We start from the raw sequence: 20713 nt of genomic DNA on the forward strand, positions 1-20713 counted from the left end.
TACGTACGCCAATCCGCTATTTCTGCGGGCGGCGGCGGATAATTCTGCGAGGCGGCGCCTCCCCGCGAGAGCGGCTTTCACGGTGTACGCCGCGCCCCTCATCCGGCCTGCCGGCCACCTTCTCCCCGCAAGCGGGGCGAAGGGATATGCCGCACCGGTTTCCCCAATTTCCCCCAACGTCGCTTGGGGCAAGTTCCCTCTCCCCGCCTGCGGGGAGAGGGTTAGGGTGAGGGGCAAGCCCCAAAGATTGCCCTAACGAAAATCCCCCTACGCAGCCTCCACGCCGGCCGGCTCCCGCACCTCGATGGCGGGCATCTGGCGCGAGACCGGCAGGACCTCGACGGGGGCTGCGGCCATCTGCTGCCAGGTGATCAGCTCCATCCGGCCGTCGTGGTGCTCGGCGATGGCCGTGCAGCTTTCCACCCAGTCGCCGCTGTTGATGTAGCGGATGCCGTCGATCTCGGTGATCACGGCATGGTGGATATGGCCGCAGATGACGCCATCCGCATCGTTGCGGCGCGCCTCCTCGACGACGACCCTCTGGAATTCGCCGATGAAGTTCACGGCCGTCTTCACCTGCTGCTTGGCCCAGGAGGAGAAGGACCAGTAGGGCAGCCCCAGCCGGCGGCGGATGGCGGCGAAGACGACGTTGATCGCGATGGCCGCGTCATAGGCCCAGTCGCCGAGATAGGCGACGACGCGGGCATGGCGCACCACCACGTCGAACTCGTCGCCGTGCAGCACGAGGTAGCGCCGACCGTCGGCGGCCTCGTGGATGATACGCTCGGCCACCTCGACGCCGCCGAAATGCGTGCCGGGGAAGTCGCGCAGGAATTCGTCGTGGTTGCCGGGAATATAGACGATGCGGGTGCCCTTGCGGGCCTTGCGCAGGAGCTTCTGCGTCACGTCGTTGAAGGCCTGCGGCCAGTACCAGTTGCGCTTGAGGCGCCAGCCGTCGACGATGTCGCCGACGAGCACGATGGTCTCCGCTTCGTGATGCCGCAGGAAGTCGATCAGGAAGTCCGCCTTGGCGGCCTTCGATCCGAGATGCACGTCCGAGATGAACAGCGTGCGGAAGTGGCGGACATTGGGGTCGACGGGGGTCGCGGTCATGCGTCTGTCTCCGGGTGGCCGGCCGCCGCGATCCTCTTCGGACGGGCGGCTTTCCTCCCGTTGAAAACCAGACTCCTGTTTCAGATTGATGACACACCTATGCCTTTTCCGGCAGCAAATAGGCATTGCACAGGCCGGCGATTGCGGCTTTATGGAAGACTCCGGAAACTTACCGTTGCGGCGGCTTCGCCCCCGAGAAACCGCGACGAAAACAGCATATGGCAGGACGCATCATGAGCACGGCTGATAAATCGAGGACGCAGGACGGCCCCGCAAGCGGCGACATTGACCAGCAGGCCCTCTTCTTCCACCGTCATCCGCGTCCCGGCAAGCTGGAGATCAACCCGACCAAGCCGCTCGGCAACCAGCGCGACCTCGCGCTCGCCTATTCGCCGGGCGTCGCAGCGCCGTGTCTTGCGATCCGCGACGATCCGAACACCGCCGCCGACTACACCGCCCGCGCCAACCTCGTCGCGGTTGTCTCCAACGGCACGGCCGTGCTCGGCCTCGGCAATATCGGCCCCCTCGCCTCCAAGCCGGTGATGGAGGGCAAGGCCGTCCTCTTCAAGAAATTCGCCGGCATCGACGTCTTCGACATCGAGATCGACGCGCCGACCGTCGGGGAGATGGTCGATGTCGTCTCCGCGCTGGAGCCGACCTTCGGCGGCATCAACCTGGAAGACATCAAGGCGCCGGAATGCTTCGAGGTGGAGCGCCAGCTCCGCGAGAAGATGGACATTCCCGTTTTCCACGACGACCAGCACGGCACGGCGATCATCGTCGCGGCCGCCGTCCTGAACGGCCTGGAGCTCGCCGGCAAGTCGCTGCCCGACGCCAAGATCGTCGCTTCCGGCGCTGGCGCTGCCGCGCTCGCCTGCCTCAACCAGCTCGTCGCCCTCGGCGCGAAAGTCGAGAACATCTGGGTCCACGACATCGAGGGCGTCGTCTACAAGGGCCGCGAAGAACTGATGGACCAGTGGAAGGCCGTCTACGCGCAGGAGACGGACAAGCGCCAGCTTTCCGAGACCATCGACGGCGCCGACGTCTTCCTCGGCCTTTCGGCCGCCGGCGTGCTGAAGCCGGAGCTTCTCGTGCGCATGGCGGAAAAGCCGCTGATCATGGCGCTCGCCAACCCGAAGCCGGAGATCATGCCGGAGGAGGCGCGCGCCGCCCGTCCCGACGCGATGATCTGCACCGGCCGCTCCGACTTCCCCAACCAGGTCAACAACGTCCTCTGCTTCCCCTACATCTTCCGCGGCGCGCTCGATTGCGGCGCGCGCACGATCAACGAGGAGATGAAGATGGCGGCCGTGCGGGCCATCGCCGCGCTCGCCCGTGAGGAAGTGTCCGACGTTGCCGCCCGCGCCTATTCCGGCGATACGCCGAGCTTCGGCCCGAACTACCTGATCCCCTCGCCCTTCGACCAGCGCCTCATCCTGCGCATCGCGCCGGCCGTCGCGCGCGCCGCGGCCGAAACCGGCGTCGCTTCGCGGCCGATCACCGATTTCGACGCCTATCTCGACCAGCTCAACCGCTTCGTCTGGCGCTCCGGCTTCATCATGAAGCCGATCTTCGCCGCCGCGAGGAAGGCCGAGAAGAAGCGCGTGATCTTCGCCGAGGGCGAGGACGAGCGCGTGCTGCGCGCCGCCCAGGTGCTGCTGGAAGAGGAGATCGCCAAGCCGATCCTCATCGGCCGTCCGCAGATCATCGAGGCGCGCCTCAACCGCTACGGCCTGCGCATCCGCCCGAACACCGATTTCGCCGTGGTCAACCCGGAAGACGATCCGCGCTACCGTGACTATGTCGACGACTATTTCCGCATCGTCGGCCGCCGCGGCGTGATCCCGGAGGCCGCCCGCACCATCGTTCGCACCAACCAGACGGTCATCGGCGCGCTCGCCGTCAAGCGCGGCGAGGCCGATGCGCTGATCTGCGGCGTCGAAGGCCGCTACGCCAAGCACCTGCGCGACGTCAGCCAGATCATCGGCAAGAAGGAAGGCGTGCTCGACTTCTCCGCGCTCAGCCTGCTCATCTCGCAGCGCGGCGCCACCTTCTTCACCGACACCTATGTGACGATGGACCCGACGGCCGAGGAGGTCGCGCAGATGACCGTCATGGCCGCGCAGGAAATCCGCCGCTTCGGCATCACGCCGCGTGCCGCCCTCGTCTCGCATTCCAATTTCGGTTCGCGGGATTCGAATAGCAGCTTCAAGATGCGCAAGGCGATGGAGATCGTCCGCGAGGTGGACCCGACGCTGGAAGCCGATGGCGAAATGCACGGCGATTCGGCGATCTCCGAGGTGCTGCGCCAGCGCGTCATGCCGGATTCGACGCTCACCGGCGAGGCCAACCTGCTGGTCTTCCCGAACCTCGACGCCGCCAACATCACGCTCGGCGTGGTGAAGACGATGACGGACAGCCTGCATGTCGGCCCGATCCTGCTCGGCGCGGCCATGCCCGCCCACATCCTCTCGCCGTCCGTCACCTCGCGCGGCGTCGTCAACATGGCCGCCCTCGCCGTGGTGGAAGCCTCCAATCCGGCCTGAGCCGCGCCATCCGCCTTATGAAACGGCCGCCTTCCGGCGGCCGTTTTCGTTCAGAGTTCCAGCCGGCGCGTGATATCGATAGCTTGCAGGAACGGCTCATCGTGGCTGACCACCAGCAGCGCGCCGTCATAGGATCGCAACCCCGCCTCCACCGCCTCGATGGAATCGATGTCCAGATGGTTCGTCGGCTCGTCGAGGATGAGGAGCGCCGGCGGCCTGGTCCCGCCCAGCACGGCGGCAAGGCCGGCGCGTAGCATCTGCCCACCGCTCAGGCTTCCGGCGACCTGCAAGGCCGCATCCGCCCGGAACATGAAGCGCGCCAGCGCCGCACGGCAGGCATTCTCGTCGGCCTCGGGATTGATGCGCCGGAAGTTGTCACGGATCGACAGCGCCGGGTCGAGCAGGCTGACGCGCTGGTCCAGCATCGCGGCGTCGGTGAAAAGGCGCACGCTCCCCTGCCAAGGCTGCAACTGTCCGGTGACGAGTGCGAGGAACGTCGTCTTGCCGGAGCCGTTCGGCCCCGTCACCGCGACCCGCTCCGGCCCGGTCATCGCAAAGGAAAGGTCGCGGATCACCGGCCGTTCCGGCAGGTAGCCGGCCGTCACGCCCTCCATGCGCAACACCGTCCGGCTTGCGGGAAGATGCGTCGGCGGCACGGAGACGGTGAGCGGCTGGAGGGTTTCGATGCGCTCGCGCGCCGTCGTCACCGCCTCGGCCGCCTGCGCCTGCCGGCTTTCGGCAAGCCGCGCATTCGCGCCGCTCGTCAGCTCACTCCGCTCCTTCATCGCGCCCAGCATGATGCGCGGAATGTCGCCGCGCGCCTTCTTGCGGCGCCCGGCGCTGTCCTTGCGTGCCTTGCGCTCGGCGACGGCCTGCGCTGTGCGCGCGATATCGGCCGCGTGCTTTTCCGCGTCAGCAAGGTCGCGATGCGCGGCCGCGAGCTCCAGCGCCTTTCGCGCGCGATAGGCGCTCCAGTTGCCGCCGTAGCGCGTCGCGCCGAGGCCTGTCAGCTCGACGATGGCGTCCATGGTGTCGAGAAGTTCGCGGTCGTGGCTGACAACGATGGCGCCCGCCCGCCAGCCGGCGAGCATGTCGATGACCGCCCGCCGCCCGTCGCGGTCGAGATTGTTGGTCGGCTCGTCGAGCAGCAGGAAATCCGGCTCGCGGAAGATGAGGGCGGCAAGCGCCGCCCGCGTCCCCTGCCCGCCGGAAAGCGCGGCCAGCGGCGTTCCCGCCTCTGCCTCCAGCCCGACGCGGGCGAGCGCGGCGGCAAGGCGGGCCTCCAGCGTCCAGTCGGCCCCGGCAAGCGCCTCGGCGCTCGCCTCGCCGCGCTCGGCGCGCGCTAGAAGGTCGAGCGCTTCGGCAATGCCGAAGAGATCGGCAACCGTTTCGTCCGGCGCGATTTGCACGCTCTGGCGCAGGAGGCCGAGCGTGCCCTCGACCGTGACTGAGCCGGATTGCGGCGCAAGATCGCCGGTGACGAGCTTCAGCAGCGTCGTCTTGCCGACGCCGTTGCGGCCGACAAGGCCGGCGCGCTCGGAACCGAAGGTCAGGTCGAGGTCGGAAAGAAGCGTGTGCCCGTCAGGCGTCGACCACGTGATTTTCGAAAGTGTGATGGAATGCGGCATGGATACGGAGTTCCCCGAGGACAAAACGAAGTCGGTTTGCGGTCGGGTCGAATTCCATGGCGCACCATCCGGTCGGCATTGACGATGGCCGATATCTAGGGCCCGGCGGCGGCGGTTGCAAGGCAGGCCCGTTAATCACAAATGCGGGAGAACGTTGCGCTCCCCTCCGCGCGGCCTATGATGAAGCCTCGAAAACGGCCTTCAGGCCCAAGAAATTCAGGCATTCAGGGATCGATCGACGTGAAGGCACGCGCCCGTCTTCTTTTCGCCGCTCTCACCGGCCTGCCGCTCATCCTTTCGGGCGGCACGGCGGCGGCGGGCGTGTGCGAGGGTATCCGGGCCGAGCTTGCGAACCTGCCGAAGGTCGTCGTCGACACGGCGAGCGCCCGCAAATATGCCAGTGCGATCGCCCGGCAGAACATCCAGTTGCGCAAGGCGAAGAGCGACCAGCGGCGCCTGCGCTGCTCCAGCGGCAGCATCATCGTGATCGGCGGACCGAATGCCGATGCCTGCGCGACGCTCGCCTCCGTCATCGGCCGCATGGAGCAGAATATCCAGGTGCTCGACGGCAAGCGGCGGGAGTTTGCCGGCGGCGTGTCATCTTCAGGCAAGCGAAACCGCCTGCTTGCGGCCCTGGAGGCCAATGGCTGCAACGACGAGCCGGAAATCATGCCGGTCGCCGCGACCGAGCCCCTGCGCACGCTCGACGACACCCGCACCCTGCCGCTCGGCACGGCGCCGGAGGGCAGCGAGCGGCTGGAACTGCGCTCGCTCGGCGGCAGCTCAGGCCATGGAAACCTGCGCACCGTCTGCGTGCGCACCTGCGACGGCGGCTTCTTCCCGATCTCCTCGGGCGCGACACCCCTCGACTTCCGCCGCGACCAGAAGGTCTGCGAGATGATGTGCCCGCAGACGCCGACGGAGCTCTTCTACCAGTCGATGTCGAGCGGCCAGGAAACCGACCAGATGACCTCGACGGTCACCGGGCGCCCCTATTACGAATTGCAGAACGCCTTCGCCTACCGCACGCGCGACCTCTCCAGACCCGGCGATTGCGGCTGCAATCTCTCGGCCTATTATCAGGAGATGATCAGGCGCGAGAAGGCGGCCGAAGGCAACGGCACGACCGCCGGCACCGGTGAAGCGGACGGCGGCGAGAACGGCTCCGTCACCACAATCCGCACCCTGCCGAAAAAGGAAACGGTCGCCGAAAAGCCACCGGTCGCCGTCGAGGAACGCGACTACGATCCCGCCAAAAGCAAGGTGCGCACCGTCGGCCCGGTCTTCCTGCCGGAAAACTCCACAGCCATCGACCTCGGCCGCCCGGCCGACGCCGACGTCAACTGACGCCGGCGGCCGGCCGCTCAGAGCGGCGCTTCGGGATGGGGCGAGCCGTCATAGGCGCCCCAGATCGACTGGTCGAAGCAGATGACCGAACCCGTCATCAGGCCGGATTCCGCCGAGGAGAGATAGGCGCAGGCCCGCGCCACTTCCGCCGGATCGACGAGCCGGCCGAACGGCTGGGCCGCCGCCGCCTTCGCCAGCCAGTCCTCCGCCGCACCGTGATATTCGCGCTGGATGCGGTCTTCGCCCTCCGAGGCCATCCAGCCGATATTGAGGCCGTTGACGCGGATGCGGTTGCGCAGCACGGCATAGGCCGTGTTCTTCGTCAGCGTCTCCAGCGCACCCTTGGAGGCGCAATAGGCCGAGATGAAGGGCTGGCCCGCCTTGGCGGACATGGAACCGATATTGACGATCGTGCCCTCGATCCTCTCGCGCCGCATCACCTTGATCGCCTCCTGCATCAGGAAGAATGGCGCGCGCACATTGACGGCGAACATCCTGTCGAAGAGTTCCGGGCTCGTATCGAGGATCGTGCCGCGATCCGTGAGGGCGGCGGCATTGACCAGCGCGTCGATGCGCCCGAAAGCCTTGTCCGCGGCGGCGATCACCGCACGGGCATCGTCGACCTTTTCGAGATCCGCCTGCACATAGACAGTCTTCACGCCCGTCGCGTCCGAAATCTCCCGCGCCTTCGCCTCGCCCTTGGCCGCGTTGCGGCCGCAGATGACGAGGCCGGCCGCGCCGCGCTCGGCGAAAAGCCGGGCGATCGTCGCGCCGAGCCCCTGCGTTCCCCCCGTGACGACGGCGATCCTGCCGTCGAGTCGTGCACCATCGCTCATTGCATTCCTCCATCCAGGCCTTATCGCGAGGCCGTTTCCCATTGACTCTTTTTCTCAGCCGTGACGGCCATCCATCTGTTTCGGAAGGCTTTCCTTCGAAAAGCGGATATTCGGCAGCATGCGATATCGAACGGGAACTATACGGCCTGCCCCGATCCGCGATAGATCGGGAAACCATCAAAAATCCATCAGGAACGCCATGGCCCATCCCTTCCTCGTCAAGGACATCGCCTTCCAGGCCGGCCTCAGCACGGCGACGGTCGACCGCGTGCTGAACGGCCGCCCGGGCGTGCGCCGGCAGACGGCGGCGCGCGTACATGCGGCCATCATCGAGCTGGAACGCCAGGCGGCGGCGCAGGACAGTCCCGCCCGCCTGCATGGCATCGACGTGGTCATGGAGGCACCGGATCGCTTCACCAGCGCGGTGCGCCGCGCCTTCGAAAGCGAGGCGGCAACATTCGCCGCCGCCGTTTTCCGCGCGCGCTTCCATTTCGCCGATCTCATCCGCCCGGCGGACATGGCACAGATGCTCGACCGCATCCGCCTGCGCGGCACCGACGGCGTCGCGCTCAAGGCGGCGGACGTGCCGGAAGTGGCCGGCGCGGTCGCCCGGCTGGAGGCGGCGGGAATCCCCGTCGTCACGCTGGTGACGGACCTGCCCAACACGCCGCGCACCGCCTATGCCGGCGCGGACAACCGCGCCGCCGGCGAAACGGCGGCCTATCTCATCGGCGAGCGGCTGAAGGGCGAAAGGCTCCATATCCTCGTCACGCTCAGTTCCAACCGCTTCCGCGGCGAGGAGGAGCGCGAGATCGGCTTTCGCCGACTGATGCGCGAGCGCTATCCCGAACTCGGCATCGTCGAGGTCAGCGAGGGCTTCGGCCGCGATACGGCGACCGGCGCCCTCGTCGCCGCGGCCCTCGCAAGGCACCCGGACATTGCCGGTGTCTATTCCATCGGCGGCGGAAACCGCGCCGTGCTCTCGGCCTTCGAGACGGCGGCAAGACCCTGCCGGATCTATGTCGCGCATGACCTCGATGCCGAAAATCTCGATCTCCTGCGGGCGGGAAAGCTTTCCTTTGTGCTGCACCACGACCTGCGCACGGATGCGCGGCGGGTCTTCGAGGCGGTGCTTGCCCGAAAGCGCCCGCGGCAGGCCGGCGGCCCGGCGCGGCTCTCGGCCGTCGAAGTGGTGACGCCCTTCAATATCCCGGCCGACCTCATCCGCTAGGCGGCGTGCGTGCTCGCGACGTTCTCGATGTCGCCGGCATGGACGGCGCGGTTACGGCCGGCGTTCTTGGCCGCATAGAGCGCGGCGTCGGCCTTCACCATGACATCGTGAACGGTTCCGCCATGGACCGGGAACTGCGCGATGCCGGCACTGCCGCCGATCAGCAGCAGATGGGCGCCATAGGCGATGGGCAACTGCGTATCGAGCACGAGGTTGCCGGCCAGCGCCAGAAGGCTTTCGCGGTCATGCTCGCCAGCCAGCAGCACGCAGAATTCGTCGCCGCCGAGCCGCGCCACGCAGCCCTGCCCGCCGACCCGGTCGGAAAAGCGACGGGCGACGGCCTGCAGCACGATATCGCCCGCCACATGGCCATGCCGGTCGTTGACCGCCTTGAACCGGTCGAGGTCGATGGAGAGGATGGAAAAGCCCTTGCCCGCGCCCTCGGCGTGAAGCAGGTCCTCGTCGAAGCCGCTGCGGTTCCTCAGCCCTGTCAGCGGATCGTGCCGGGCGAGAAAGGCATTCTTCTCCTCGCTGCGTTGCAGCGCCCGGACGAGAGCGGCAAAGCGGGCCGCACCGAAAAGCATCACGCCGGCAAAGACCAGCACGAACAGCGCGATCTGCGGCAACGCCGAGTGCCAGACGAAGGAGCCCGGCATGTTCGGACGCCACGAGGCGACCATGGGATTATAGGCATCGGCACCGACAGACGTCATCGCCAACCCGGGCTCCACGCTGACGATGGGAACGAAGGCAAGGCCATGCACGCCGAGCCGCCGTTCAGCATCGGCCAGCATCTTCTGCGAGATCGGCTTGACCGTGACGAGCAGGGTGGGCTGCAGACGCCCTGCCGGGATATAGAGCGTCTTCGGAACGACCGCCTGCACGACGACGATGCTCATCGTGCCCTCGATGAGCCGCATGCCGGTGACGTGGATCTGCGGCAGCGCCGGTGTCAGAAGGTCTGGATCCTCCTTTGCGGGGGCAACCTGCCAGCCGCCCCGATCGGGCGAAAGCGCATTGCGGTAGGCCCGCTCGGCCTTGCGGGTGAGATCGCTCACCCATTGCAGCTTCTCGCGGGCCTTGCGGTCCGAGACCTTCTCGCCGCGATGCACGCCGAGAACCTTTTCCCCATCCGGCGAGGCGAAGATCATCCATGAGAAGCCGAAGTCCGACCACATCCAGTCGCGGATCTGGTCATGCACGAAAGCCTCGCCGGGCATGCCGTTCGCCAGTTCCCTGAAAGTCTTGTCCCAGAAGGAAAGCTGGCTCTGATACTGCACCACCTGATCGATCTGGTGGCTGAACTCGTTGCGGACCAGCGTGCGCTCGGTCTCGATGACGAAGCTGTCGGACCGGTCGATGGCATGGTCGAGGACGAGATAGTTGGCGGCGCCGAACAGAACGACAATCAAGACGGCCGTCATCCGGATTGCCGTCCCGACACCGCGCCGTCGCCTCGCCCGCCCCTTTTCCGCCCTGCCCGCCATCATTTCCCCTGTCCGGCCATCCGGTTTTCCGGATTGTTGGGGGAAGGCTAGCGGACAGACGGCAAAATTCGCTTAAACAGGCTGGTGAGCGAAAGCTTAACCCACGACCGCAACGGAAGGCTGCCCGTTATCGACAACCTTCTTCAGCGCGCGCTTGCCGATACACGGCACTACCCCCGGTCACGGTACCGGTTGGTGATCGGGTAGCGGCGGTCGCGGCCGAAATTCTTGCGGGTGATCTTCACGCCCGGCGCGGACTGGCGGCGCTTGTATTCGGCGATGTAGAGCAGATGCTCGATGCGGTGGACAGTCGCCGCGTCGTGGCCGCGCGCGACGATCTCCTCCGTGCTCATCTCCATCTCGACGAGGCATTCGAGGATGTCGTCAAGCACCGGATAGGGCGGCAGCGAATCCTGGTCGGTCTGGTTGGGCCGCAGTTCCGCGGACGGAGCCTTGTCGATGATGTTGTGCGGAATGACCTCGCCCGAGGGGCCAAGCGCACCCGGCGGCACATGCCCGTTGCGCCAGCGCGACAGGCCGTAGACCTGCATCTTGTAGAGGTCCTTGATGGGATTGAAGCCGCCGTTCATATCGCCGTAGAGCGTGGCGTAGCCGACCGACATTTCCGACTTGTTGCCGGTCGTGACGACCATCGAGCCGAACTTGTTGGAGATCGCCATGAGGATCGTGCCGCGGGCGCGGCTCTGGAGGTTCTCCTCGGTGATCCCCTCGTCCGTCCCCTCGAAAAGCTCGGAGAGCGAAGAGAGGAAGCCGCTCACCGGCGCCTCGATCGGCACGATGTCGTAGCGGCAGCCGAGCGCCTTCGCGCAATCGGCCGCGTCCTTCAGCGAGTCCTTCGAGGTATAGCGGTAGGGCAGCATGACGCAGCGCACCCGCTCCTCGCCGAGCGCATCCACGGCGATGGCCGCGCAGATCGCCGAGTCGATGCCGCCGGAAAGGCCGAGCACGACATTCTTGAAGCCGTTCTTGTTGACGTAGTCGCGGAAGCCGAGGAGGCACGCGCGATAATCCGCCTCCTCCCGCTCGGGAATGCGCGACATCGGCCCGCCATCGCAGACCCAGCCAGCGCCGTGCTTCTTCCAGGTGGTGAGCGCGATCGTCTCCTCGAACTGGCTCATCTGGAAGGCGAGCGTCTTGTCCGCGTTGAAGGCGAAGCTCGCGCCGTCGAAGACGAGTTCGTCCTGCCCGCCGAGCTGGTTGGCGTAGAGAAGCGGCAGGCCGGTCTCGATCACCTGTTTCAGGGCGACCTGATGGCGCATGTCCACCTTGCCGCGATAATAGGGCGAGCCGTTCGGCGACAGCAGGATTTCCGCGCCGCTCTCGGCCAGCGTCTCGCAGACGCCGAGATCGCCCCAGATATCCTCGCAGATCGGAATGCCAAGCCGCACGCCGCGGAAATTGACCGGACCGGGCATGGCGCCCTGATCGAAGACGCGCTTCTCGTCGAACTCGCCGTAGTTCGGCAGGTCCACCTTGTCGCGCACCGCGATCACCTTGCCGCCGTCGAGCACGGCGACGGCATTGTATCGCCCGGTCTCGTCCTGGCGCGGAAAACCGATGACGACGCCGGGACCGCCCTTCGCCGTATCGGCGGCAAGGTCGTCGATCGCCCGGCGGCAGGACTTCAGGAAGGCTGGCTTCAGCACGAGGTCCTCCGGCGGATAGCCGGAGATGAAGAGTTCCGTCAGGAGCAGGAGATCGGCGCCCTGCCGGGCCGCATCCTCGCGGGCGGCGCGCGCCTTGGCGAGATTACCGGCAATGTCGCCGACCGTCGGGTTCAATTGCGCGACAGCGATGCGCAGCGTGGTCTTTTCAGTCTCGGAAGTCATGTCTGCGGACCCGTCTCCTGCTCGTGTCCGCCTTTCCCGCGCGATGCCTAAGGAAACGACGGACGGTCGATACGCTCTTTAGAGCATGGCTGGCGTTTTGGGAATGAACGGCGGCCGGTTTGCATTCGATTTCGGCAAAATCCGTCGTTTTTCAGGGGGTTCGCGACCATTGCCGCAATGCAACAGAAGGAACCAAAGCACGCCGGAAACGTTGGGCAAGCCATTCATGTTCTGTTCAAGATGACATCCGTATGACAGATACACGAAAGTTTTATGACACCCGGAGAAGGCCGTGGCCCTGTTCACTTCCGCAGCCGTGGCAATCGAAGCCACCGAGATTTCCGCCGCAGAGGCAGGCTTTTTCGCGCGCCATGCCAAGGCGCTGGCGGTTCTGCGCTCGCTGGCCGTCTCGTTTCTCCTGGCGCTTGCCACCGTCGTCGTCGTCGAACTCATCACGCGTGGCTCGCTCGGGCAGACCTATGCCTATCTGACCAATCTCCAGCAGCCCGGCTGGACGACCGCCGGCATGTTCTTCCTGCTCTATCTTGCCATCGACGCGCTGATCGGCCGCCAGCACAAGGCCGTGCTGCTGGTCTCCCCGCTCGTCGTGCTGATGGGCGTCATCTCGCAGCAGAAGCAGGTGTTCCTCACCGACCCGCTCTATCCGACCGACCTGCTTTTCGGCCGCCAGATCCTCGAACTGATGCCCGTGCTGGTGCAGGACCGCCCGTGGACCGCCGCGGGCCTTGCGCTTGCCGTCCTCGCCGCGGTCGCCGGCCTCATCGCACTCTGGATCTTCGCCTGGCGCCGCTTCCGCCCGCTGACCAGGAAGGAGCGCCTGACGCGCCTTGCCGTCACGCTGCCGCTGCTTGCCGGCTTCGTGTCCATCATGGACTACAACGACTTCTCCTGGGTGCGCGACCGGCTGAAGGTCTTCCCGATCATGTGGGACCAGGCGGAGAACTACCGCCATAACGGCTTCGTCATGGCCTTCGCGATCAACCTGCCGATGGCGAACGTGCAGGCGCCTGCCGGCTACATGATCGACGCCATCGACAAGATTCCGTCCAAGCCCCTGCCGGCCGGCACGACGCATCGCTCCAAGCCGGACGTCATCGTGGTGATGAGCGAGTCCCTCTGGGATCCGACGCGCCTTCAGAACGTCAAGCTTTCGCCCGATCCGATGCCGGTCATCCGCGAAAACGCCAGCGGCAACGTCTTCTCGCCGGAATTCGGCGGCCTGACGGCCAATGTGGAATTCGAGGCGCTGACGGGCTTCTCCAACGCCTTCCTGCCGACCGGCAGCATCCCCTACCAGCAATATGTGCGCAAGCCGATCCCCTCGCTCGCCACGTTCTTCCGCGCGGAAGGCTATACGGCACGCGCCATCCATCCGTTCTCCGGCTGGTTCTGGAACCGCACCAGCGTCTACAAGGCCTTCGGCTTCGAGGCTTTCAAGGACGTCGACCAGATGCCGCCGCTGGCAAAGCGCGGCAACTTCACCTCGGACGAGGCGCTGACGAAGGAAATCATCCGCCAGGCGGACGCGCAGGAAAACCCGTTCTTCTTCTTCGCCGTCACGCTGCAGGGCCACGGCCCCTATGACGACGGCCGCTACAAGAAGACCGACATCGCCATCGACGGCAAGCTCGACGCCCGCGAGAACCGCATGCTGGCAAGCTACGCCCAGGGCGTGAAGGAAGCCGACCAGAGCCTCAAGATGCTGATGGACTGGGCGAAGGAACGCGACCGCGAGACGATCATCGTCGTCTTCGGCGACCACCTGCCGCCGCTCAACACGGTCTACAAGACATCCGGCTACATGCAGGGCATCACCGCCTCGCGCAAGGGCTCGGCCGAGCAGATGAAGAAGGAGCACGAGACCCCGCTCGTCATCTGGTCGAACAAGACCGGCGTGGAGAAGGAAGTGGGCACGATCAGCCCGGCATTCCTCTCCTACTACATCCTCAAGGAAGCGGGCTACGAGCACCCCTACTACACCGGCTTCCTCGGCGCGGTGCACGACAAGCTGCGCGTCATCGACCGCTACATGCTGATCGACGCCAAGGGCAACGCCACGCCCGATTGGGCGCGCAAGAAGACGCTCGACCCGCTGGTGCGCGACTTCCGCTTCCTGCAGCACGACATCATGTTCGGCAAGCAGTACGGCCTCGAACGCTTCTTTGACTCCCATGCGGAACTGATGGCAGCAGGCTACTGATTTTCGCCGGAATAAGGCTAGGCTAGGGCTCCGATTCCCGCTTCCGGAGCCCGGCCATGAGACCCTTCGACGACGCAGCCCAGATCCTCTTCGGCAAGCCCGCCGACCAGCTCGACGAGACCGAGCGCGACGTGCTGCTGCACTCCCGCGAGGGCCGCATTCTTTCGGAAGACCGCAACATCGCCTACGAGGCGAAGCAATCGGTCGGCGAGCGCATCGCCGACGCCATCGCCCGCATCGGCGGCTCCTGGACCTTCATCATCGGCTTCCTCGCCTTCCTCGTCGTCTGGACGATCGCCAATACGCTGCTGCTGACGAAGGATGCCTTCGATCCCTACCCCTTCATCTTCCTCAACCTCGTGCTTTCCATGCTCGCCGCCCTCCAGGCTCCGATCATCATGATGTCGCAGAACCGGCAGGCAGCCCGCGACCGCTTTGAGGCCACCAAGGATTACGAGGTGAACCTCAAGGCCGAGATCGAGCTCATGGCGCTGCATCACAAGATCGACACCCATTTCATCGAGGAGATCGCCGCGCTGAAGATGGAAATCCTGCGGCTGCACGACGTGCTGCACCAACGGGGGTGACAACCCGCCACAACCAGAAATAGGCGGGATTCACACAAATCAATCTATAGGAGAAATTAAGATTCTCGGCGCACGATAAACGTGCATCCACATCAGGGATGCGGGGAATGCCATGCCGTCACACAATCCGAAGGAGGAGATGTCGTGCACGCCTTGTCCCGCCTGTCGAAGGATCGCGCCGGCACATCGGCGCTGGAATTCGCGATCATCGCCCCGCTCTTCTTCCTCGCGCTGTTCACGCTGATCGCCTACGGCATCTACCTTTCCGTCACGCATTCCGTGCAGCAGATCGCCGCCGATGCCGCCCGCACGGCGGTTGCCGGGCTCAACCCGACCGAGCGTGTCACGCTCGTCAACCGCTACCTCGATGCATCCCGCCTCGACTATTCCTTCATCAACCGCACGAAGATGAAGGTGCTCGTCACGGACGATCCGGGCAATCCGGACCAGTTCACCGTCACCATCACCTACGATTCCAGCGACCTGCCGATCTGGAAGCTCTTCACCTTCGCGCTGCCGAAGGAAGAGATTCAGCGCTACGCCACCGTGCGCATCGGGGGGATGTGAGATGAAGCCTCCCCGCCTGCTCCAGGACCGTTGCGGCAATATCGGCATACTCGCGGCGGCGAGCCTGCCCCTGATGATCTTCTCGCTGGCGCTGGGCGTGGACTACGGCTACCTCACCGTGCAGCGCCGGCAGTTGCAGTCCTCCGCGGACCTTGCCGCGATCGCCGCCGCCTCCAACGTGGCGGAGGCGGAAAAGGCCGCCGCGACCTATTTCGCGCTCAACCACCTGCCGGCTTCCGTCACTGGCACGAACGGCGTGACGATCCCCGCCGTAACGCCGGTCGGCCTCAAGGCCGCCGTCACCACCGCGACGGTCGAGCGCGGCCGCTACGTCGCCGATCCCGACATTCCGCCCGAGGACCGCTTCAAGCCGGCGACGGCCGATGCCGACGCCGCACGGGTGACGCTGTCCCGCCCCGCCGACCTCTTCGTCGCCTCTGTCTTCATGCCGAAGTCGCCGCTGCTTTCGGCAACGGGCTCGGCCTCGCGCACCAAGGTCGCCGCCTTTTCCATCGGCACACGCCTTGCCAGCCTCAACGAGGGTATCCTCAACGCGCTACTCGGCAAGCTCCTCGGCACGAAACTCTCGCTCAAGGTGATGGACTACCGCGCGTTGGTCGACACGGACCTTTCGGTACAACCTTTCCTGAAGGCGGTCGCCACGCAATTGAACCTGACGGCCGGCACCTATGAGGACGTGCTGAATGCCGGCATCACCATGCCGCAGCTTCTCGCCTCCATGCGCGCCGTCGAGGGGCTTTCCGGCCCTGTCCGCTCCGCCCTCCACGCCATAGAGACGGCGACGTCGGGCAGCAAGGTGAAGCTCCCCCTCGCCCGCATCCTCAACATCGATCCGAAGAAGGGCATAGCCGTGGCGACGGGCGGCGACTGGGCGATGTCCGTCAACGCCCTGCAGATCATCACCGCCGCCGCGGCCCTGGCCAACGGCAAGAACCAGGTGGCGCTCGACACCGGCCTTGCCATTCCGGGCCTCGCCTCGGTGACCGTCGCGCTCGCCATCGGCGAACCGCCGGTCGAAACGCCCTCCCACCGTCTGGGCGCACCGGGCAGCGCCGTGCGCAGCGCCCAGACGCGGCTTGCGGTCGAGGTCGGCGTCGACGGGCTTGCCGCGCTGGCGGGCCTTCGGATCAAGCTGCCGCTCTATGTCGAGGTCGCCGCGTCCGAGGCAAAGCTCGCCGATATCCGCTGCCTCGGCGGCTCGCCGTCCAATGCCAATGTCGCAGTCGATGCCGTGGCGGGCGTGGCGGAGATCGCCATCGGCAAGGTGGACCCGTCCGTGCTCGCCGATTTTTCCGACGAGCCCCGGGTGCAGAAAGCCCGGATCGTCGATGCCCTGCTCCTCAGCATCGACGCGCTGGCGCATGCCGAGGCCAAGAACCTTACGAAGGACCGCCTCACCTTCACCCCGACGGAGATCGCCGCCAAGGCGACGAAATCCACCTCGACACGCGATACGCTCACCTCCACCATCCAGAGCCTGCTCGGAAAGCTCGAGGTCGAGATCAACATCAAGTTGCTCAATCTCGGGCTCAGCACCTCGCTCGTCACGCAGGCGCTCGCCTCGACGCTCGGCGCGGTGACGCCGGCGCTGGACGAACTGCTGTACAATCTGCTGCTTGCCGTCGGCGTGAAGATCGGGGAAGCGGATATCCGCGTGACGGGCGTCGCCTGCCAGCGCCCCGCCCTCGTGCAATAGGCTTACCCGCCCTGCGGGAATTGCGGCGCGCCGTCGGTAATCTCGTAATAGTCGCCCTTGTCGGCGCAATAGATGTGCACGCCGATGGAAAACCCTGTCGGCCTGTCGAAGGCGCCGGCCATGACCGAGGTATAGTTGGAACCGTCGCCTTTCCAGAACAGGGCGGAGCCGCAGGTCCGGCAGAAGCCCCGGCCGGCCCGGTCGCTTGCACGATACCAGGCGACGTTCTCCGATCCTTCCACCGTCAGCTTCTCGTCGCGCACATTGACCGCGGCGTAGAAATTCCCGGTCTGCCGCCGGCACTGGCTGCAATGGCAGGCGACGATCTTGCTGAGGTCTCCCTGCGTGCGGAAACGCACCGCGCCGCAGAGGCAATGTCCCCGATGTTCCTCGCTCATATTCCCCCCAAACGAAAACCGGGCCAGCTTTGCCAGCCGGCCCGGTCCTGTCAAATTCACATTCCTGAATGCATGCATCAGCCCCGCTCATTGACGGAACCGAAGCGTGAACGGAAGGCGATCAGCCGTTCACGACCATCCGCTTCTCGTCGCGGCCGCCCTTCATGCGCTCGGCAAGAAGGAAGGCGAGCTCCAGCGCCTGGTCGGCGTTGAGGCGCGGGTCGCAATGCGTGTGGTAGCGGTCGCCAAGGTCCGCGCCCGAAAGCGCCCGTGCGCCGCCCGTGCATTCCGTCACGTCGTTGCCGGTCATCTCGATATGGATGCCGCCCGGATGCGTGCCTTCGGCGCGATGGATCTGGAAGAAGCTCTCCACTTCCGACAGGATCCGCTCGAAGGGGCGGGTCTTGTAGTTATTGAGCGTGATCGTGTTGCCATGCATCGGGTCGCAGGACCAGATGACCTTCTTGCCTTCCCGCTCGACGGCGCGGATGAGGCGCGGCAGGTTCTCCGCGACCTTGTCGTGGCCGAAGCGGCAGATCAGCGTCAGGCGACCGGCCTCGTTCTGCGGGTTGAGGAGATCGATGAGCTCCAGGAGGCCGTCGCTCGTCAGCGACGGACCGCACTTGAGGCCGATCGGGTTCTTGATGCCGCGGCAATATTCGATATGCGCATGGTCGGCCTGGCGGGTGCGGTCGCCGATCCAGATCATGTGGCCGGACGTCGCGTACCAGTCGCCCGAGGTCGAATCGACGCGGGTCAGCGCCTGCTCGTAACCGAGCAGCAGCGCCTCATGGCTGGTGAAGAAATCCGTCTCGCGCAGGTTCGCGTGGTTCTCCGAGGTGATGCCGATGGCCTTCATGAAGTCCATGGTCTCGGAAATCCGGTCGGCGAGCTTCCGGTAGCGCTCGGCTTGCGGGCTGTCTTTGACGAAGCCGAGCATCCACTGGTTGACGTTCTCCAGGTTGGCATAGCCGCCCATGGCGAAAGCGCGCAGGAGGTTCAGCGTCGCGGCGGACTGGCGGTAGGCCATGATCTGGCGTTCCGGGTTCGGCACGCGGGCCTCTTCCGTGAACTCGATGCCGTTGATGATATCGCCGCGGTAGGAGGGCAGCGATACATCGCCCTGCTTCTCGATGCCCGAGGAACGCGGCTTGGCGAACTGGCCGGCGATGCGGCCGACCTTGACCACCGGAAGCTGGGCGCCGAAGGTCAGCACCACGGCCATCTGGAGGAAGGCGCGGAAGAAGTCGCGGATCGTATCGGCACCGTGCTCGGCGAAGCTTTCGGCGCAATCGCCGCCCTGAAGCAGGAAGCCCTTGCCTTCGGCCACGTTCGCAAGCGCGGTCTTGAGGCGGCGTGCCTCACCGGCGAAGACGAGCGGCGGAAACTTCGCGAGGCGCTCTTCGGTCGCCGCCAATGCGGCGAGATCGGGATAATCCGGAACCTGCTGGATGGGCTTCTGCCGCCAGCTGCTCGGCGTCCAATTCTGTGCCATGATACTCACCTGTCCTGAAGCGCTCCCAACAAGCCTGGAACGCCCCTCCGTTTTAACGATGCGGGCTTATAAACCGATAGATGGTTCTTGCATAGCGGGAGTTCTAGCGATCGACTGTCCCAAATGCGCCAGATGTGGCAACCGCCGTCAGACCCGTTGGCCGTTCCTGACGCGGTAGCTTGGCTGGTACATCGTCACCAGTTCCTCCGACGCCGTCGGATGCACCGCCATGGTGCGGTCGAAGTCGTCCTTGGTGACACCAGCCTTCAGCGAGATGCCAAGAAGCTGCGCCATCTCGCCCGCCTCGTGGCCGAGGATATGCGCGCCCACCACCTTTCGGTCGGAGGCATTGACGACGAGCTTCATGATCGTCTTTTCCTGCCGGCCGGAAAGCGTCGCCTTCATCGGGCGGAACTCGGCGCGGTAGATTTCGAGATCGTCGAACCGCTTCGCTGCTTCCTCCTCGCTGAGCCCGACCGTGCCGATTTCGGGCTGCGAGAACACGGCGGTCGCGATGAGATCATGGTCCGGCGAGACCGGATTGCCACGGAACTCCGTCTCGACGAAGCACATGGCCTCATGGATCGCGACCGGCGTCAGCTGCACGCGGTCGGTCACGTCGCCAAGCGCAAAGATGCCGGGAACGTTGGTCCGCGAATGCTCATCCACGATGATCGCGCCACGCTCGTTCATGGCGACGCCCGCCGTCTCCAGCCCGAGGCTGCCGGTGTTCGGCACGCGGCCGAGCGCCAGCATCACCTGGTCGACGGTCAGTGTCTCGCCGGTCTTGGTCTTCACGACACGGCGCCCTCCCTCGCCTTCGGCGACGCTGGTGATGATATCCTCGCAGATGACGCGGATGCCCTTGCCGATCATCGCCGACTGCAGGCCGTGGCGCATGTCCTGGTCGAAGCGCGAGAGTATCTGCCTGCCGCGATAGATCAGCGTCGTCTCGACACCGAGCCCGTGGAAGATATTGGCGAATTCGACGGCGATATAGCCGCCGCCCGCGATCAGGATGGATTTCGGCAGCGCCGGCAGGTCGAAGGCCTCGTTCGAGGTGATGCAGAGATCATGGCCGGGCAGGTCGAAATGCGGCGTCGGATGACCGCCGACAGCGATCAGGATGCGCTCGGCCGTCACCAGCTCGTCGGTGGCGGTGAGGCGGATCGTGTTCGGCCCGACGAGCACTGCACGCGTCGCGAGGAGGATCGCGCCGGCATTCTCCAGCCCTTTGCGATAGAGACCTTCGAGGCGCGCAATCTCCTTCTCCTTGGCCGAAACGAGCGCCGGCCAGTCGAATTTCGTTTCGCCGACCTGCCAGCCGAAGCCGGCGGCATCCTCGAAATGCTCGTGGAACTGCGAGGCATAGACATAGAGCTTCTTCGGCACGCAGCCGCGGATGACGCAAGTGCCGCCGAAGCGGAACTCCTCGGCGATCGCCACCTTCTTGCCCATGGCGGCGGCAAGGCGCGCGCTGCGCACGCCGCCGGAGCCTCCACCGATGACGAAGAGGTCATAGTCGAATGTCGTCATGTCGCGATCTCCTGCGGGCAAGCCTGGCCGGACGGCCGTCTGAGGACGCGGAAGGCGAATCCGCCCGCTGCGTCCGACACATATAGGAACAGCGCGCCCAAAAGGAAAAGGCCGGATCGCCGGTTGAGCGCCACGCCCGCTGCGGTCGCTTTAC

Annotated in this window: 15 protein-coding genes; 7 read left to right on the top strand and 8 right to left on the bottom strand. The window is 65.7% G+C overall.

Features of this window, described 5'->3' with window-relative positions:
• Nucleotides 1-267: 267 nt before the first annotated feature.
• On the bottom strand, nt 268-1113 hold the full coding sequence (locus tag ACZ48C_RS08430) for a UDP-2,3-diacylglucosamine diphosphatase (protein ID WP_313192986.1): 846 nt from the start codon (nt 1111-1113) through the stop codon (nt 268-270).
• A 233-nt stretch (nt 1114-1346) separates the two neighbouring features.
• Here ACZ48C_RS08430 and ACZ48C_RS08435 point away from each other — a divergent pair, with 233 nt between their 5' ends.
• Nucleotides 1347-3659, top strand: a complete 2313-nt coding sequence (locus ACZ48C_RS08435; RefSeq protein ID WP_318912110.1) for an NADP-dependent malic enzyme — start codon at nt 1347-1349, stop codon at nt 3657-3659.
• 50 nt (nt 3660-3709) lie between these two features.
• Here ACZ48C_RS08435 and ACZ48C_RS08440 read toward each other — a convergent pair whose 3' ends face one another.
• Nucleotides 3710-5287: an ABC-F family ATP-binding cassette domain-containing protein gene (locus ACZ48C_RS08440; protein WP_464782726.1), complete on the bottom strand. Its 1578-nt coding sequence runs from the start codon at nt 5285-5287 to the stop codon at nt 3710-3712.
• Between the two features lie 240 nt (nt 5288-5527).
• On the opposite strand from ACZ48C_RS08440, the gene ACZ48C_RS08445 reads away from it, so the two are divergent.
• The gene (locus ACZ48C_RS08445; protein ID WP_464782727.1) at nt 5528-6634 is read left to right on the top strand and encodes a DUF2865 domain-containing protein; all 1107 of its coding nucleotides are present in this window, start codon (nt 5528-5530) and stop codon (nt 6632-6634) included.
• A gap of 17 nt (nt 6635-6651) precedes the next feature.
• Here ACZ48C_RS08445 and ACZ48C_RS08450 read toward each other — a convergent pair whose 3' ends face one another.
• Nucleotides 6652-7470: an SDR family oxidoreductase gene (locus tag ACZ48C_RS08450; protein ID WP_454635542.1), complete on the bottom strand. Its 819-nt coding sequence runs from the start codon at nt 7468-7470 to the stop codon at nt 6652-6654.
• A 199-nt stretch (nt 7471-7669) separates the two neighbouring features.
• Here ACZ48C_RS08450 and ACZ48C_RS08455 point away from each other — a divergent pair, with 199 nt between their 5' ends.
• Complete coding sequence (locus ACZ48C_RS08455) at nt 7670-8701, top strand: LacI family DNA-binding transcriptional regulator (protein ID WP_464782728.1); 1032 nt, start codon at nt 7670-7672, stop codon at nt 8699-8701.
• Here the strand turns inward: ACZ48C_RS08455 and ACZ48C_RS08460 are convergent.
• Both ACZ48C_RS08460 and ACZ48C_RS08465 read right to left on the bottom strand, forming a co-directional pair.
• Entirely contained in the window at nt 8698-10125 is a 1428-nt protein-coding gene (locus ACZ48C_RS08460) for a diguanylate cyclase domain-containing protein (protein WP_464782729.1), read from the bottom strand. The two genes, ACZ48C_RS08455 and ACZ48C_RS08460, sit on opposite strands and share 4 nt — an antisense overlap.
• 233 nt (nt 10126-10358) lie before the next feature.
• Nucleotides 10359-12038 (bottom strand): NAD+ synthase, encoded by a 1680-nt coding sequence (locus ACZ48C_RS08465; protein WP_464782730.1) that lies wholly within the window; start codon nt 12036-12038, stop codon nt 10359-10361.
• Between the two features lie 292 nt (nt 12039-12330).
• Here ACZ48C_RS08465 and ACZ48C_RS08470 point away from each other — a divergent pair, with 292 nt between their 5' ends.
• The 4 genes from ACZ48C_RS08470 to ACZ48C_RS08485 all read left to right on the top strand — a co-directional run bounded on the left by ACZ48C_RS08470 (nt 12331) and on the right by ACZ48C_RS08485 (nt 17130).
• A complete protein-coding gene (locus tag ACZ48C_RS08470) occupies nt 12331-14259 on the top strand; it encodes an LTA synthase family protein (protein ID WP_464782731.1) in 1929 nt (642 codons plus the stop codon).
• Nucleotides 14260-14315: 56 nt separating this feature from the next.
• Nucleotides 14316-14846 carry a DUF1003 domain-containing protein gene (locus ACZ48C_RS08475; RefSeq protein ID WP_464782732.1) on the top strand — a complete coding sequence of 177 codons (531 nt, stop codon included), beginning with the start codon at nt 14316-14318 and terminating at the stop codon, nt 14844-14846.
• A gap of 144 nt (nt 14847-14990) precedes the next feature.
• Entirely contained in the window at nt 14991-15413 is a 423-nt protein-coding gene (locus ACZ48C_RS08480; protein ID WP_245424795.1) for a TadE/TadG family type IV pilus assembly protein, read from the top strand.
• 1 nt (nt 15414) lies between these two features.
• Nucleotides 15415-17130 carry a pilus assembly protein TadG-related protein gene (locus tag ACZ48C_RS08485; protein ID WP_464782733.1) on the top strand — a complete coding sequence of 572 codons (1716 nt, stop codon included), beginning with the start codon at nt 15415-15417 and terminating at the stop codon, nt 17128-17130.
• A 2-nt stretch (nt 17131-17132) separates the two neighbouring features.
• Here the strand turns inward: ACZ48C_RS08485 and ACZ48C_RS08490 are convergent, their stop codons facing one another.
• From ACZ48C_RS08490 to gor, 3 genes are all read right to left on the bottom strand, one after another.
• Nucleotides 17133-17528: a GFA family protein gene (locus tag ACZ48C_RS08490; RefSeq protein ID WP_454635537.1), complete on the bottom strand. Its 396-nt coding sequence runs from the start codon at nt 17526-17528 to the stop codon at nt 17133-17135.
• Nucleotides 17529-17649: 121 nt separating this feature from the next.
• Nucleotides 17650-19023 (bottom strand): class II 3-deoxy-7-phosphoheptulonate synthase, encoded by a 1374-nt coding sequence (locus tag ACZ48C_RS08495; RefSeq protein ID WP_464782734.1) that lies wholly within the window; start codon nt 19021-19023, stop codon nt 17650-17652.
• A gap of 147 nt (nt 19024-19170) precedes the next feature.
• The gene (gor, locus tag ACZ48C_RS08500; protein WP_464782735.1) at nt 19171-20559 is read right to left on the bottom strand and encodes a glutathione-disulfide reductase; all 1389 of its coding nucleotides are present in this window, start codon (nt 20557-20559) and stop codon (nt 19171-19173) included.
• Nucleotides 20560-20713 lie beyond the last annotated feature (154 nt).

The sequence above is a fragment of the Shinella sp. 1A1 genome, assembly GCF_055379515.1.